Annotated in this window: 14 protein-coding genes; 12 read left to right on the top strand and 2 right to left on the bottom strand. The window is 45.3% G+C overall.

All coding sequences use genetic code 11. The features are described 5' to 3' along the window. Window positions 1-23 precede the first annotated feature (23 nt). The 12 genes from DBT_RS04885 (at window position 24) to DBT_RS04830 (ending at window position 14,387) form a co-directional block, all read left to right on the top strand. Window positions 24-1,196, top strand: a complete 1,173-nt coding sequence (locus DBT_RS04885) for an iron-containing alcohol dehydrogenase (RefSeq protein WP_067617109.1) — start codon at window positions 24-26, stop codon at window positions 1,194-1,196. A 29-nt stretch (window positions 1,197-1,225) separates the two neighbouring features. Continuing rightward, window positions 1,226-1,846, top strand: coding sequence for a DUF166 family (seleno)protein DfsP (dfsP, locus tag DBT_RS04880; RefSeq protein ID WP_141674213.1), 621 nt, complete (start codon window positions 1,226-1,228; stop codon window positions 1,844-1,846). Between the two features lie 62 nt (window positions 1,847-1,908). Next, window positions 1,909-2,217 carry a hypothetical protein gene (locus tag DBT_RS04875; RefSeq protein ID WP_067617225.1) on the top strand — a complete coding sequence of 103 codons (309 nt, stop codon included), beginning with the start codon at window positions 1,909-1,911 and terminating at the stop codon, window positions 2,215-2,217. Between the two features lie 53 nt (window positions 2,218-2,270). Then, window positions 2,271-3,302, top strand: coding sequence for a rod shape-determining protein (locus tag DBT_RS04870; RefSeq protein WP_067617103.1), 1,032 nt, complete (start codon window positions 2,271-2,273; stop codon window positions 3,300-3,302). Window positions 3,303-3,329: 27 nt separating this feature from the next. Continuing rightward, on the top strand, window positions 3,330-4,169 hold the full coding sequence (mreC, locus tag DBT_RS04865) for a rod shape-determining protein MreC (RefSeq protein ID WP_067617100.1): 840 nt from the start codon (window positions 3,330-3,332) through the stop codon (window positions 4,167-4,169). Beyond that, window positions 4,169-4,651: a hypothetical protein gene (locus DBT_RS04860; RefSeq protein WP_067617097.1), complete on the top strand. Its 483-nt coding sequence runs from the start codon at window positions 4,169-4,171 to the stop codon at window positions 4,649-4,651. The genes mreC and DBT_RS04860 overlap by 1 nt, the downstream gene beginning before the upstream one ends. Further along, complete coding sequence (gene mrdA / locus DBT_RS04855; protein ID WP_083186634.1) at window positions 4,644-6,545, top strand: penicillin-binding protein 2; 1,902 nt, start codon at window positions 4,644-4,646, stop codon at window positions 6,543-6,545. Before DBT_RS04860 ends, mrdA begins: the two co-directional genes overlap by 8 nt. A 1-nt stretch (window position 6,546) precedes the next feature. Beyond that, window positions 6,547-7,665, top strand: a complete 1,119-nt coding sequence (gene rodA / locus DBT_RS04850; protein WP_279614775.1) for a rod shape-determining protein RodA — start codon at window positions 6,547-6,549, stop codon at window positions 7,663-7,665. 186 nt (window positions 7,666-7,851) lie between these two features. Beyond that, window positions 7,852-9,258 (top strand): hypothetical protein, encoded by a 1,407-nt coding sequence (locus DBT_RS04845; protein WP_067617094.1) that lies wholly within the window; start codon window positions 7,852-7,854, stop codon window positions 9,256-9,258. A gap of 13 nt (window positions 9,259-9,271) precedes the next feature. Continuing rightward, a complete protein-coding gene (locus tag DBT_RS04840) occupies window positions 9,272-10,189 on the top strand; it encodes a cytochrome c3 family protein (RefSeq protein WP_067617091.1) in 918 nt (305 codons plus the stop codon). Between the two features lie 82 nt (window positions 10,190-10,271). Beyond that, entirely contained in the window at window positions 10,272-10,664 is a 393-nt protein-coding gene (locus tag DBT_RS04835) for a hypothetical protein (RefSeq protein ID WP_067617088.1), read from the top strand. Window positions 10,665-10,709: 45 nt separating this feature from the next. Further along, window positions 10,710-14,387 (top strand): cytochrome c3 family protein, encoded by a 3,678-nt coding sequence (locus DBT_RS04830; protein ID WP_067617087.1) that lies wholly within the window; start codon window positions 10,710-10,712, stop codon window positions 14,385-14,387. Window positions 14,388-14,413: 26 nt separating this feature from the next. Here the strand turns inward: DBT_RS04830 and DBT_RS04825 are convergent, their stop codons facing one another. Further along, complete coding sequence (locus DBT_RS04825) at window positions 14,414-14,968, bottom strand: lytic transglycosylase domain-containing protein (RefSeq protein ID WP_067617084.1); 555 nt, start codon at window positions 14,966-14,968, stop codon at window positions 14,414-14,416. A gap of 6 nt (window positions 14,969-14,974) precedes the next feature. Then, the gene (gene fsa, locus DBT_RS04820) at window positions 14,975-15,622 is read right to left on the bottom strand and encodes a fructose-6-phosphate aldolase (RefSeq protein WP_067617081.1); all 648 of its coding nucleotides are present in this window, start codon (window positions 15,620-15,622) and stop codon (window positions 14,975-14,977) included. Window positions 15,623-15,678 lie beyond the last annotated feature (56 nt).

The following is a 15,678-nucleotide window of genomic DNA, read 5'->3' as shown; positions in this document are numbered from 1 at the left end:
TTGAACCTAAAAGGAGGCCTAAAATGGAAAAGTTTGAATTTTACAATCCAACCAAGATAATATTTGGTGGAGGAGAAGTGACAAAAATAGGGGATGTGCTCAAAGGGACTGTGGAAACAGTCCTTTTGGTCATGGGCTCCGGTAGTGCAAGGCACACAGGGGCATTTCAAAAGGTAAAAGATTCTTTAGAGAGCTCTGGTGTCCGTTTTGAAATACTTGAAGGCGTTAAGTCGAATCCACTGCTCTCAAAGGTTAGAGAAGGGATAAAAATAGCGAGAGAAAAAAAACTTGATGGAGTTCTTGCCCTAGGTGGGGGAAGCGTAATGGACAGTGCCAAGGCCATAGCCGCTGGGGCTGTAATGGATGATCGAGACATCTGGGACGCCTTTCTTGGAAAGGCCGAAATAAAAAGTGCGCTGCCTGTCTTTACAATTCCGACTCTAGCGGCTTCAGGTTCTGAGATGAATGGTTACATGGTTATTACCGACGAACAATCCGGGCATAAGCTCGCCACCGCTTCTATATTGCTCTATCCAAAGGTATCCATATTGGATCCTGAACTCACATATTCTGTGTCAAAGGATTACACGGCCTACGGCGGTGTGGATGCAGTGTGTCATCTCATGGAACCCTATTTTAATGGCCCTGCCCCTTTCACTCCTGTTCAGGATGCCTTGGCAGAAGGGTTAATGAGGACAATCATGGAAGCGACTGAGGGCTGTATTTCTGATCCTACTTCCTATGAACATAGGGGGGCAATGATGTGGGGAGCGACCCTTGCTTTAAATGGTCTTACAAAGGCAGGTGTAGGCGATCATCATTTCCCTGTACATCTCATCGAACACGCCGTAAGTGCCATATATAACGTGCCTCATGGGGCAGGCTTGGCAGCACTCTTGCCAGGGTGGATGAGGTACTTTTCCCAAAAGAGGCCAGAGAGATTGATCAAATTCTCCACCAATGTAATGGGGGTGGAAGAGCAGGCAGACAGCATGGCAACTATTGAGATGGGGATAGAGGCATTTTCCGCATGGTTGAAATCCATAGATGTACCCATTTGCCTTGGTGATTTAAATATTGGAGAAGATGCCATTGACGCAATTGCAGAAAATGCTCTGGTTCAGTCGAAGATTTGGGGTATGGAAAAAGTCTATGATAGGGATACAATCAGGGAGGTGTTGAGTTTCGCCCTTTGAAAAAATTAAATTCCGAAGGGATTTTTTTTATGAAGGTTATAGTGTTTGAAGAACGTGGTTCTGGTAGACGAAAGATACAGGGTATTGAGACCTATGGTAAGGGCATTCAGATAATTGATGTTATAGATGTGGGAGGCCCTTTCCCTGAGTTTGTGGAAGAGCCTGAAGATCTTGTGCAAGGGGACTTTTCAGTAGATCTTTGTCTTAACTTCGTAAAACACCCTGATATATCCCAATACATAGTAGACCTTTATACTGAGAAGGGGATCCCAGTAGTGGCCTCTGGGCAAAAGGTAAAGGGGGCAATAACACCCTTTACATGCTGTGGGCTCGGAGAGTATTCCTCGCTAGGGCAATATGGAAGATTATTTGGGGTCCCAAAGTTAAAGGTCAGGGTGGAGCAAAACAGGATAGTGGATGTGGAGGTATTGAGGGGTGCTCCTTGTGGAATAACATGGGAAAAGGCGAAGTCCTTAGTGGGACTTGATCCTGATGAGGCACTGAGCACATTTGGAAGGATCATTCAATATGAATGTGTGGCAGATCCTTCAAATTTTGATCCCATCAGCCAAAAGAGCCAACTGCACTATGCAGGAGATGTGCACATAAAGGCCTTAAAAAAAGCCTTAGAATTGGTTAAATTGGGATAGCGAGATTCAATCCAGTCGTTATGGTTGTGGCTTATTAGTTGAATGGCGATAGGGATGAGGCTATGGCCCTTGTAAATATTGAATCAGCCCCAAGACGTATACTTCAGATCTTGAAGAAACAGCCAGTCAATACTGGCTTAGAGGTCCTGACCTATAAGAGGAATCGTGGTCTCGCAATTATTAAAGAAGCAGATGACTTTTTCTGGGTCAGGGAGAGAGGTTATTTTGAAGAGGAAAAGAGAGTCGGAGAAAGTGATCTTCCAAAGGTGATAAAATCCATTTTGAAAAGGGAGTGCCCTAGGAGTAGGAAGGTCAGGATATATTCGCTCTCGAGTCCTGATGAAGTAGGTAGTCCTAGAAAGAAACTTTAATCCTATCACTTCTTTTCTTGCCAATTCGAATTGGCTTTGGTAGTGTTGCCATCATGATATTCGATTCATTACTCGGTTGGTTATCAAGTGATATGGCCATTGACCTTGGCACTGCCAATACCCTTGTCTATGTCAAGGGTAAAGGGATTGTGCTTAGGGAACCTTCTGTCGTAGCAGTAAAAAAGGATGCCAAGGTACAGAGAGTCCTTGCTGTGGGCAAAGAGGCCAAGATGATGCTGGGTAAGACCCCTGGAAACATAGTGGCCATAAGGCCCATGAAGGACGGGGTCATTGCGGACTTTGAAGTCACCGAGGCCATGCTCCGGTATTTTATAAGGAAGGTTCACAACCGGCGCACCTTGGTAAGGCCAAGGATTATAGTGAGTGTACCTTCTGGAATTACACAAGTAGAGAAACGTGCAGTAAGAGAGTCGGCAGAATCAGCAGGAGCTAGAGAGGTCTATCTCATAGAAGAGCCCATGGCAGCGGCAATTGGAGCAGGGCTTCCCATAACAGAGCCTACAGCCAATATGGTTGTAGACATTGGGGGCGGTACCACTGAGGTGGCAGTTATTTCCCTTGCTGGCATTGTGTATTCAAAATCCGTGCGTGTTGCAGGGGATAAGATGGATGAGGCAATACTCCAATATATAAAGAGGAAGCACAATCTCCTTATTGGAGAACACTCTGCAGAAAGGATCAAGATAGAGATAGGAAATGTATTGCCTGAACCCCCCTTTGATCAGGTTGAGATAAAGGGAAGAGATCTAGTATCTGGAGTACCCAAGACTGTAACAATCAACGCCGAAGAAATTAGGGACGCCATAAATGAGCAGGTGGAGACAATTGTAGAGGCAGTTAAGAGCGCATTGGAACACACTCCACCAGAACTTTCTGCAGATATAGTAGATAAAGGTATCGTTCTCACAGGAGGTGGTGCCCTTTTGAGGAACCTTGATAAACTCCTTAGGGATGAGACAGGACTCCCTATAATCATCGCGGATGATCCCCTTTCATCAGTGGTACTTGGCTCAGGCCAGGCCCTAGATAATCTAAATATTTTAAAAGAGGTGATGATCGCCTAATCCCACTTTGCCTTTGGGTTTTGCCCTTTGACTGAAAAAAAGAGGTCTTTAAGACAATTTAAATTCGTAATTGGTGCTATTGTTCTCATAGGCATCTTTGTCATCCTGGCCCGGATGAACCACGATTTCTATACCCTTATTTCTAATCTTGTTTTGGAACCAACGGGGCCTGTAAAAGAGCGTCTAAATGGCCCCTCAACCTATCTCCATGAACTCTTTCGGGACTTGTCTTCCTTTAATCGGCTACGGACAGAGAATAGAAAGCTAAGGATAGAGATAGCAGAGCTGAGACGGCAGTTGAACATGTACAGAGAGGCTTCTTTAGAAAATGTAAGGCTAAAATCATTACTCAGAATGAAGAATTCCATTCAGGATGACTTTTTAGTGTGTCAGGTGGTCGGTTATGATTTGACTCCATGGATCTCTATTGTAACTGTTAATCGAGGGGTCAATGACGGAGTATTTCCTGATGCTGTAGTCCTGTCAGGGGGTGGTGTGGCTGGACGAGTTCTAAATTCGTCCCTTCATTACAGTCGAGTAATGCTTATATCTGATAGGAATAGCCGGATCCCTGCACTTATACAAAGGACAAGAGTTCGAGGGATTCTTGAAGGGCTGGGTGAGGGACGCTGTCAGCTTTCTTATGTAGAAAAGGGGGCTGACGTCATAGTAGGAGATAAGGTGATCACATCCGGCATTGGCGGCTATTTCCCAAAAGGGTTACTCCTTGGAACAGTGACCAAAGTGGACAAAGACACTGAACACGACGATCTGTTTCAGTTGATAGAGGTGAACCCCACAAGTGATCTTGGACGTCTAGAAGAGCTTTTGATTCTCAAGAGAAAGAAGGCTATTTTAGGAGAATAATGGCGAAAGTCCACGTTTTTTTCCTGTGTTTTTTAATTGTTAACGCCCTTGTGGTGAGTGCGTGGTCCAATTTGTTACAATTTGGTCTCGTTCGTATAGATTTTCTAATTCCATCGCTTTGTTGGTATGCGGTAACAGTGTCTGATTTATGGGGTGGAATCATTGTGTTATTTTTGGGATTATTTTTTGATTTGATGTCAGGTGTTGCAGTGGGTACGTATTTGTTCCTGATCCCTGGAGTCTATTTTTTCGTAAGATATATCGCCTCCAATACCAGGACTGAGCTTTGGTGGCAGAGGGCCCTTTTGGTCATCCTTGCCTCATTCGTATTTCAGGCAACTATCAGGACCTTTACGGGTTATATAGAGACCGTTTGGCCTTGGGGTGCCATCCAGGCGATTTTAGACGGTCTTTTATCTATAATTCTCTTTCCGATGTTTTCCAGTGTCCTTCCTCTGTTGGAGTCAGAGAAAAATGAGTGAACTCCGATCCTTGCGGAGAAAAAAGGAGTATCTTCAGCTAAAAAAGTTTGATGAAAAAGGTCAGAGAGAGCGGACCAAGTTTTTCTTAACGCTGGTCCTCTTTTCACTGGTGGTCTTTAGCCTCATTGGCGTTCGATTATTTAAGATGCAGGTCATTGAATATGAAAAGTATAAACTAAAGGCCGAAAACAATAGGTTTCGATCCATTAAGCTCCAGCCTTTACGGGGTACAATCCTAGATCATGCAGGGAGACCCCTTGCTACAGTGAGACCTGCGTTCAATTTAGTCTTCTATAGAGAAGGTCCATTCAAAAGGCAAATAGAGGTCCTGTCGAGATTGTCTGATATTACCGGGATAGAACTTCCAGTCCTACAGGCAAAGGTACTTGAAGCCAATAAAAAGGGACTCCCCAGGTACATGCCTGTAGTACTTTTAAGAGACATCGATTGGGATCTCCTCTCAAGGATAGAGGCAAAACTCCATCGCCTTCCAGGACTGGATGTCACGATCGTACCTAAGAGGCGATATCCTCAAGGCCACATTGCTCCACACCTTATCGGATATATAGATGAGGTGAGCCTTGATGACTTGAAAAACGGGAGATTTCCCTTTGCCCGTCCAGGGGACTTCGTGGGTAAAAGTGGTGTGGAATTCGTGTATGAGGAGGCCTTGAGAGGGACCCCAGGTGTAAAGCGCGTGGAGATCGATGCCAAGGGAAGGCTTGTCAGGGTGCTCGATACAGTCCCTCCAAGACCAGGTGATGAGCTCTACCTTACAATTGATTCCACCCTTCAAAAGGCGGCATTGAAGGCCCTGGGTGATGAAATAGGTGCAGTTGTCGCTCTGGAACCAAAGACAGGGCGTGTTTTGTGTCTTGTAAGTACACCTGGATTTGATCCCGGGCTTTTTATCAAATCGCTCTCAACTGAAGAGTGGAAGAAGTTAAACGACAAGATTACGCGTCCTCTACTGAATAAAGCTATTCAAGGGGCATATCCTCCTGGTTCTATATTTAAGATAGTAGTGGCCTTAGGGGCATTACAGGAGGGGCTGGTTACGCCCAGGACCACATATCGATGCAATGGCTATTTCAGACTAGGTAGAAGGCTATTCAGGTGTTGGGACTGGAGGGGGCATGGAGAGACCAATCTGTACAAGGCTATTGTGGAATCCTGTGACGTGTATTTCTATCAGGTTAGCCTTAAAATGGGTATAGATAAGATTTCACACTATGCAAGGCTCTTCGGGTTAGGAGAGCAGACGGGGATAAATTTGCCAGGAGAGAAGGCAGGGCTTGTGCCTACCCGGGAGTGGAAGGAGAGGGTCTTCAAAGAGCCATGGCAAAAGGGTGAGACATTAAATGTAAGTATTGGACAGGGATTCTTGACAGTAACACCGCTTCAGGCAGCCAATTTAATTGCTGCTGTAGCCAATGGTGGGACTCTTTTCCAACCAACCTATTTAGAGGAGATTAGAACTCAAAGGGGGAAAGTAAAGCAAAAGTTTAACCCCATAATAAAGGCAAGGCTACCAATCCGAAAGAAGTATTTCTCTACAGTAAAGAAGGCCCTAGTAGGGGTAGTTGAAGATAAAAAAGGTACTGGTCGTGCCTGTAGGATAGAAGGGGTCAATGTTGGTGGTAAGACTGGTACTGCTCAGATAATAAAACAGAAGAAAAGAATAAAGAGTGAGAAGCTACCTTGGGAATATCGAGATCATGCTTGGTTTGTGGCATTTGCCCCAAGTGAAGACCCTGGTATAGCAGTGGCTGTAATTGTGGAACATGGAGGCCATGGTGGATCTGTAGCTGCCCCTATAGCCCGAAAGGTAATTGAGGCGTGGTTAAATAGCCGTTCCCCGCATCCTATGCTTCTTCCTGGGAGGACACTCTGATTTGATCGAAAGACAGAATTCAATGTTGAATAGATTTGGCATTATTAAATCCATTGATTGGGTGCTGTTGGGGGCTCTCTTTTTAATAATGGGTCTTGGCATTCTTAATCTTTACAGCGCCAGTGTAGTAGCCCATAGCCCATTTTATCTCAAACAAATCATCTGGTGCGTATTGGGCACACTTTTAATGCTGATGATATGTCTTGTGGATTATAGAACAATAGCCCTTTATGCAGATATTCAATTTTGGTCTATTACTGGCCTATTGATGTTGGTGCTCCTTGTTGGGAGATCTGCTGGAGGTTCTCAACGTTGGCTTGATCTGGGTTTTTTTAACTTGCAACCATCTGAATTCGCCAAAATTATAATGGTTATTGTCTTTTCAAAGTACTTTTATGAAAATGACAAGCCAATATATGGATTCAAGGATTTAATTAAGCCTGCCTTTTTTGCAGCGATTCCATGTTTGCTTATATTAAAACAACCGGATCTAGGCACAGCGGTTATGATACTCATGGTCCTTGGGACCATGGTTTTGGTTGCCAAAATCAGATGGTCTACGTTCGTCACCATATTTGTTGTCATTGCTTCAGCACTTCCCTTGGTCTGGAAGTATCTCAAGCCCTATCAAAAAAGGAGAATAATGACCTTCCTTGACCCTGAAAATGACCCATTCGGCTCAGGCTATCACATCATCCAGTCAAAGGTAGCTATTGGCTCAGGTGGCTTGTGGGGAAAGGGTTTTATGAAAGGCACACAGGCCCATTTAAGTTTTTTGCCTGAGGTCCATACGGACTTTGCTTTTAGTCTTTGGGGTGAAGAGTGGGGATTTGCTGGGGCACTCTTTTTGGTATTGCTTTATGCCATTGTAGTATATCGGGGCCTCAAGATTGCATTTGAATCAAATGAACGCCTTGGATCTTTTTTGGCTGTGGGAGTAACTGCCATGTTTTTCTGGCAGGCAGTAGTGAATATAAATATGGTTATCGGACTCATGCCAGTCGTGGGGGTACCACTTCCTCTTTTCAGTTATGGTGGCTCTTCTGTAATAGTGACTTTGATGGGGATGGGCATCCTTTTGGGGGTCGGGTCGCGGAAATATTTTTTCCACAGAAAGTAGCTAGCTATCAAAAAAATTAATAGCTATTTTTGCCCTAATTATAAATTTAAATTTCCATGTTGACTAACTTAGTGAACAAGGGTACATCCTATTTAGGGACTCATTCGTGCAACGCGGATGGGTAGATTAGGGAGGTAAAGATTCCCGTGTCGTCACGGGAAAATAAAAAAAAGAGGATAGGGAGCCATGAGTGCAAGACGGGAGTTCCAAAAACATTCCTTATTAGTGGTAGGACCCCTAATGTTTTTGTTAGGGGTCTTTTTTTGTGCGCAACTTTCATGGGCCCGGGAGTTTAGCTGGGGAAATGCAGAGATTCGAAGCAATACCCAGTATAAACTCCAGTGGTCTGACAGTCCAAATGGTGACCTTTTGAGTGATGATTCAAATGATCAGGATCTTATTGAGGTCCTGGGTGTTGACATGTCACACTCAAATACAGGGGTCACCTTCTCTTTTTTAGGAAAGTATCAAAAGGATCTTGATGGAACAGCCTTTGGATCCATCTTTCAGGACTATGTGGATGTATCAAGTGACCAAAGGCAGAGGCTTGACGCCTTTTATGCCTATTTTGAGAAAAAGGATGTTCTTGAAGGTATTGATTTAAGGCTTGGCCGTCAATATGCCTACAGCGCAGAGACAGTACACTTTGATGGAATTTACGTCAGAGGTACTGCAGTAGGAAGGGATTGGTTAGATTTCGAGGTATTTGGCGGGGCGATTGTTCAGCTCTATTCAGATCTTAACAAAGATGGTGTTGGTGGAATCAACCTGGCCTTTAGGCCGAACAGGGATCTCACCCTCCATCTAGAGAGTGTCTTTTATCAAAAGACTTCAACTGAAGGTAGAATCCTCTGGCGCCCTATGGAAGATCTTAAGGTAAGGGCCAGATGGGCATTGATAGATGAACACAACAGAGACTGGAATATAGACCTTGTTGGTACCTGTCCCAAAACGAATACAACAATTGGAATAAATGTCTATAAGCGCTTCAAGGTAAAAAGAGAAGACGATTTTATCTATGACTATACCTTTTCTGTAAGTGACAATCTAGCTCAGGATATAAAGCGCCTGTATCTTGCGAGGGAGATAGGATATATAGACTATACCATTTCTTTGTCCCAGCCCATTCCAAGGCAGGAGGGACTTACAGCATTTGTAAGGCTTACTGCCAGGCGTCTAAGTCATGAGTCACAAGAAGACCTCTATAACACCAATTTTTATAGATGGACCTTAGGATTTTCAATGGAGGATTGGTGGCTGTTTAAAGGCACAAAGCTGACCCTTGGCTATAGCAAATGGTACGAGGACAGGGACGAATTTTATGAAGCCGAATCTTCTTCGGTTTACGGTGATCTCTCTCAGGAAATCACTGAAAAGATGACTCTTGGGGCGGGCTTTTACTATAAAACTGAAGATGTCAACAGCCTCATAGAGGGCGAGGCAGCTCAGCAGTACTATGGCCTTTGCCGCTACAAGCTTGCTCCAGAAAAATGGGCAGAGCTCAAATATGAATATGAGAGAGACGATTATTACAGAGAATTTGGGGTATCGGGCATAAATGCCCTTACCGCAACCATTAACTTTAGTTGGTAGAGGGGTGCGGGTCATGAAGAGTCAGATAATAAGTAAAACAATACTGTTTTTGGCCATATTAACGCTATCAAGCTTAAGCCTTTCTGGTTGTAAGAAGGAAGGGGATCTTAAGTTTAACCACAAGCTACATGTGGTGGAAAATGAAATCGAGTGCAGTCAGTGTCACACAGCCACTGATGAAGGCAAGATGCAAAATCCCTCTATGGACACGTGTGGTGAATGTCATGAGATAAACATGGATAATCCCAACGAAGACTGTTTGGTGTGCCATACTGTTGAAAGCTCAAAAAAGGACTATTCGGTTGAGAGGGCTGCAAAGGAGAAGCCAAAGAGCTTTGAAGACGTAATTTTTAGCCATGAAGTACACGATGGACTAGAGTGTACAACGTGCCATAAGGGCCTTGGAGAGGCTGAGTCACTCAATTCCATTGAATGGCCTCGAATGACCACTTGCCAGCAGTGCCACAATGGAGAGGAGGCTCCTAAGTCATGTGCAACCTGCCATGAGAAGGTGAGGAAGGATGTTCCACCTGAGAGCCACCATGGCGATTGGGCCATGCATCACGGATTTGAGTCGAGATTCGATAAGAGCTGTGAATATTGTCATGGTAAGGACAAGAAATTCTGCCAAGAGTGTCACAGGACCAAGAAACCAAAAGATCACATCTTCAATTGGAAGACCACTCAACATGGTGTAGAGGCAACCCACGATAGACGTCTGTGTGCAACATGCCACGTTGCAAGCTTCTGTTCTGATTGTCATAGGAGCCAGAAGCCAATATCCCACAAGGCAGCTGATTGGATCGCTTTTATACCAGAACCCAGACATGCTGAAGAGGCTATAAAGAACTTTAGGTCATGTAATGTATGCCACACGACAGCTGATTGTCTGAGGTGTCATTCCAACATTATCCTGAGACAGGAAAAGTAAAACAATGAAGATTTGGGGTAAGAGTTTGGGAGTTCTCTTACCCCTTTCTTAATAAAGAATATCAAATTCAGGAGGGAAAAGGATGAGAACCAATGTCCTACGAAGTTGTATTGTGTCCTTTGTAGCTCTACTTCTAGTAGTGGCCCCACATATGGTCATGGCACATCCTGCTGTGACCTTGTTGGACAGAAATGGCAACCCGATTAAGGACCAATTAGACCCAAACGATGTAATTCGGGCGGCAAACGGGTCGGTTTATATGAGGGGACCTGCATATAGCCCAAAAAAGACATGTGGTAGGTGTCATGATTATGATGCCATAACCCGTGCATACCATTTTAGAGAGGGAGCAGGACCAAATGGTGAAAATTTGAGTGATCATTGGAGCGATGAACACAATGACGGAACTCTTTATAAATATCTGGCAAATGCCTACGGTCACCTTCTGAGTTCTGGACAGTTTGGTGCATGGTGACCCCCCTCTTACCGCCAGTTGGCGGCTAAGAGGGAAAGAGGTACCTTGGACAATCCTTTCTCAACTGAGGGCAAGCCATTTTTCTTTGATCAGGGCGTGGCAGATCAGTTGGGGACATGCTACAGCTGTCACCCAGGCGGCGGTCCAGCAGAAGGAATTGTAAAGTCTGATGGGACTGTGGCCCCTTACGACAGCCCAGAGGCTGAAGCCACACTTTCACACTCTTACGATAGAGATTTCTACACCTATGGCCCCAATGCTACGACACAGTCTCTGATTAGCGGAAAGTCTATTCAAGAGACAGTTGCTGATCACGGCGATCCAAAGCGCCATGACTGGTCAAAGAGTGGGGTCATGGAGGCAGACTGTCTTCTCTGCCATATTGATCCAGACCTTGAATCAAATCCATTTGTTTATGAGGCAGCAGATGGCCTTAAGGTGCAGCCCTTCAGGCCAAGGCTCATGATCTTTGCTGAACGCCAAAATGGAGAGGTGGTTAAGATTTCCCTTGGAATGCCACTTAAGGAAGGCGTATTGAATGAAAGCGCCCTTTCCTACACCAATGACATTCAGCGCATGACTCGCCCAATAGGCAGCAAGTTCTTCAAGCTTAGCATGTTACCAAAAGACCATGTAGGAGAGCTCTTCAGGATCTGGACAGACGGATTAAAGGCTATTGATCCCTCTGGGGAATCACTACCCTATGCACTATACGGACCACCAAGTATTACTCCTCACATCTATACCCAAAATGGAATAAAGGATGCATACACCTACAATCCAAACGGTGGTGCAGATGAGATGGCCAAGTTAATGGCAAATCAGGAGGCCATTGGGGCTATTTTTGCCCAAATCCTGGACTATATGAAGCAAAATGGCCTAATGCCAGCTGAGGCCACCATGGATGATCTAAATGCAATGTTCTTTAATTCATTCGTGTACGGCTATGAAATTAGAGATCCAGGAACTGGGCAACTCCTACCAATTCCTTTCCCACTTCGTTCCTATGAGCCTGGTAAGATCTATACTGATTGGGACGACCCAAATGCGTCTGTGAGAGATTTCGTCCGCGCCCCACTTGTAGAGGGTCAGGGAATTCAGTATAGCGGTCTCGTAGGCTTGGGCTGGGCTGCATTTCAGTATGCCTACGGCCTGATTATGCAGGGGGACATGACATACTTCGATCCCAAGGCATTCTTTGGAATCAATCTCACCAAAGTCATAGCTGATTGGGAAAATGGGATTATCCCATACGATACCTTAAAGAATATGGCTGCAAGGCATGATTTCTTGCCAAGCTTCTTCTACATGATGCCCACTGCACAGCTAATGGGTCTAGATCTCAATAATGACGGCATGCCACTCAGCTATGTGCAGATCGTGAAGAATGGAGATGAGTGGGAGGCAAAGTCATATTACAACGTGGCCGACCTTGGTGACGACGGAGCTCTCGACATTGAAATGTTTGGCGGTTCCGATGATGTCGATTCATGGAAATGGGTCAAGGTCTGTGGCCAGTGCCATGTGATGACAAAGGACCATGGCAACTCTGAGTGGACCAGAGCAAGACTTTATGCCCTTGGAATGCCAGCTGACTGGGTCAAGAATGGTCAATATGTAAACTTCACAGATGATCCAGAAGCCTCAGGCTATGACGTCCACATGTCAGGGAAGAAGATGGGCTGTGGTTCATGCCATCTGAGATATACGGGTGACGTTGAAGCAAAGCACAACTTCCTCAAGGGGACAGACACTGCCCATATGGTGAGAAATGACCTTGACAACAATCCAAAGCCAAGGACATGCGAAGGCTGCCATCTAAGCGGACAGGATCCAGATGCGCCTAATCCCACCAGAAAGCATGAAGAAAAATTCGGGGAAGTGGCTGGTAAGCACATAGCCGAGATCGCATGTGAAACATGTCATATTCCATATAAACGTACCTGGCGTTTCAGGGCCTTTGACGACACCCTTGGTTATTATTCAAACTTCGATAACAGATTCGGCTATTACACCTTGATGGGCGGTCTTTCCAACTTCCCAGCCATGGCATTTCCTCCATACTATGCTCTTTCACCGGTATATGGAACTTCACCAGGCTACGGGATCCCGCACTTCCATATGCTGGCACAGCACATCGATGCTGATGGTAATGGCATTCAGCCAATGGATTTCATGTCACAGATGGTGGATTATTTCTGGATGAGCAGCGAGGCCGATCCAGGCCAGCTCGTGAATGGTCTCATGACCAATCCCAAGTTCGATTTCTGGAAGAGCTTCTATCAGATCATGCTTGAAAAGCAAAAATCCCTTGGAGTGCCAATAACCTATGATCCAGCCCATGACAATGAGGTCTATCCGCCTCTGTATTGGGCAAATTCCAAGAATGGATATCCTCAGATTGTGATTGGTAACCCGATAACCATTCTTACCTGGGTCGATGCCAATCCGTATCCAGAGGGAGGAATGAGCGCCCTAGCTGATAATCCTCTTGCATATGGTGGAACCAAGGTCTTGTATCTAAGAGAGATCAACGCTGCTATAGACAAGTTCCTGCCTGCAGCGACATTCTACGTCTATACACCAGACCAGCTTAGAGACATTCCACCCAATGATCCTACATGGGCACAGGATCCAAATGTAGGTAAGGTAGTGCTCAAGGATTCTGGCTATGTGATCTTCGACCACACAGGCGATGGCTTCCCTGAGCTCTGGTGGGAAGAAGACGTAAGGGCAATGCAGGAGGCCTTGGTAAAGGTGTTAAAGGCTGAAGGCGAGTCCAATCCAATGCCCATGCTCTTTATAGCTGCTCATTACTTCTCTGACAGCCATGGAGTACAGCCTGCAGAGAAGGCACTCGGGGCACAGTCCTGTTTCGATTGCCACGGCGATTACACAAAGGATCCTGGTGCACATCGTATCACCGATAGGATCGTAGGCTTCTTGCCATGGGCACCACCATGGTTTGAGGAGAAGAACAGGGCCCTTACCTTTGATCCAGAGGCAGCTAAGACAAAAGAGGGTCTTGCAGAGTATATGAGAAAGACCGGCATGGTGCCGACTCCTGCTATGGCTGACTTCTTAGCTGGAAAAGGCCCAGATCCATTCTTCGTAGTGGATGGAGAGGTTATCTACATTGATAAATTCGAGGCAAATGGCCTCAGCATCCTCGGTGCAAGACAGGATGAAATATTGGCTCACAGCAGGCACCATGCTGAAGAGTTATTCTACATGACTGCTGAAGGCCATATTACAGGGGCAGAGATTGCTGCTGAGCTAGGTGCCAAGTTAACTGAAGAGGAGTTGAACAAGACCTATCTCAAACAGGTGGTGAATGGTCCTTGGTCTGATAAGCACTACTTCTACGTGCCAGAGGAGATCAGGCCTGAGATAACAGAGCTTGGGTTCCAGCCAGCAAAGGAATTCGTGTATGTTGCTGGAAAGGGCTTTGTAGAAGGATACATACTGAAGGTCGGAGTTGAAGGTGAAGGCCATGAGACTATGTTTGTTAAGTTACCATTCCAGGGTGCTGACCCTGAGGTATACGTCAAGTCTCATGGAGATTATGCCTTCAGGCCTGCAGAAGGTGCCGAAGTACTTTCCCATGTAGGCGCATATGTGTGGGTTAAGATCAATGAGCCAGGTGAATATGTTGCAGCAGAAAGGGGAAGCGAAGGCGGAAGTCCATTGTTTGAAAAATTGTGGGGTGCATTTCTCCGCTAGTAGCTGAGCTTAGATAACAAGGAACATCAAAAAAGGGCCTCATGCGATTGAGGCCCTTTTTTCTTTATTAGCTCTCTCCAGGTCTCAAGCACCCTTTTAACGAAACTAATGGTCTCAGGATAGTCTGGAAGCCCTTTATGACGTTCAATTGCATTGCGACCGGCATTATAAGCAGCTAATGCCAATATGAGATCCCCTCGGAATCTATTTAGCATTTCCTTGAGGTATCGGGCACCCCCCAGCACATTTTCTCTTGGGTCGAAGGGATTTTCAATTCCAAGGTCTTTAGCAGTCCCTGGCATGAGCTGGGTGAGTCCCATGGCGCCTTTTCTTGAAATTGCCTTGGGATTACCGTTGGATTCAACCAATACAAGGGCCCTAAGGAGGAGTGGGTCAATGTCAAAGGAATAAGCAGCTTCCTCTATATAATCGAGGTTAGTATGGAATGGGGTTTGGGGCGCCACATTTGAAATGTGTAGCACCCCATCCGAATCCCTGTAGAAGAAAAGCTGAGCTTGGGTATCAACAGTTAGAAACGTACCGTATAGGGCGACCAAAAAGATCCAACACAGTTTGGGCATCCTACCTTATTTTTCGGGAACCTTTTCCCAATCCTTTAAAAATTTCTCTAGCCCTATATCCGTGAGTGGATGTTTGGCGAGCTGGCTAATGACCTTAAATGGTATAGTGGCAATATCGGCGCCCATTATTGCAGCATCGAGTACGTGGATCGGATTTCTGATACTGGCTACGATAATTTCTGTGTCGAAGCCATAATTATCGAATATCTGAACCACCTGTTCTATTAGTGCCATACCGTCATGAGATATGTCATCGAGCCTTCCTACGAACGGGCTAACGTAGGTTGCACCGGCCTTGGCTGCCAGTAGGGCCTGAAGTGGTGAGAAGATGAGGGTAACATTTGTGCGGATACCTTCTTGAGAAAGGGTTTTGGTGGCCTTTATGCCTTCCATTGTCATTGGGATTTTTATTACGACGTTGTCAGCCAGGGAACTGAGTTCGCGTGCTTCTTCTATCATGCCTTGAGCATCAGTGCTTACTACCTCAGCGCTAACTGGTCCGTTTACAAGTTCACAGATTTCCTTTATTCGTTCTTTAAAGGAGACATTTTCTTTTGCAATGAGGCTTGGATTTGTGGTTACACCATCGACAAGTCCCCATTCCTTTGCTTTTTTTATTTCATCAAGGTTCGCAGTATCAATGAAAAATTTCATAATTCCCCCTTCTTATAGATTTTTTTTGGTTCAATTAATGAATTAAACATTAACAG

This window comes from Dissulfuribacter thermophilus (assembly GCF_001687335.1).
Lineage (GTDB): Bacteria > Desulfobacterota > Dissulfuribacteria > Dissulfuribacterales > Dissulfuribacteraceae > Dissulfuribacter > Dissulfuribacter thermophilus.
The sequence above is the reverse complement of the archived record's forward strand: the minus strand, read 5'-3'. Positions and strand labels throughout refer to the sequence as shown.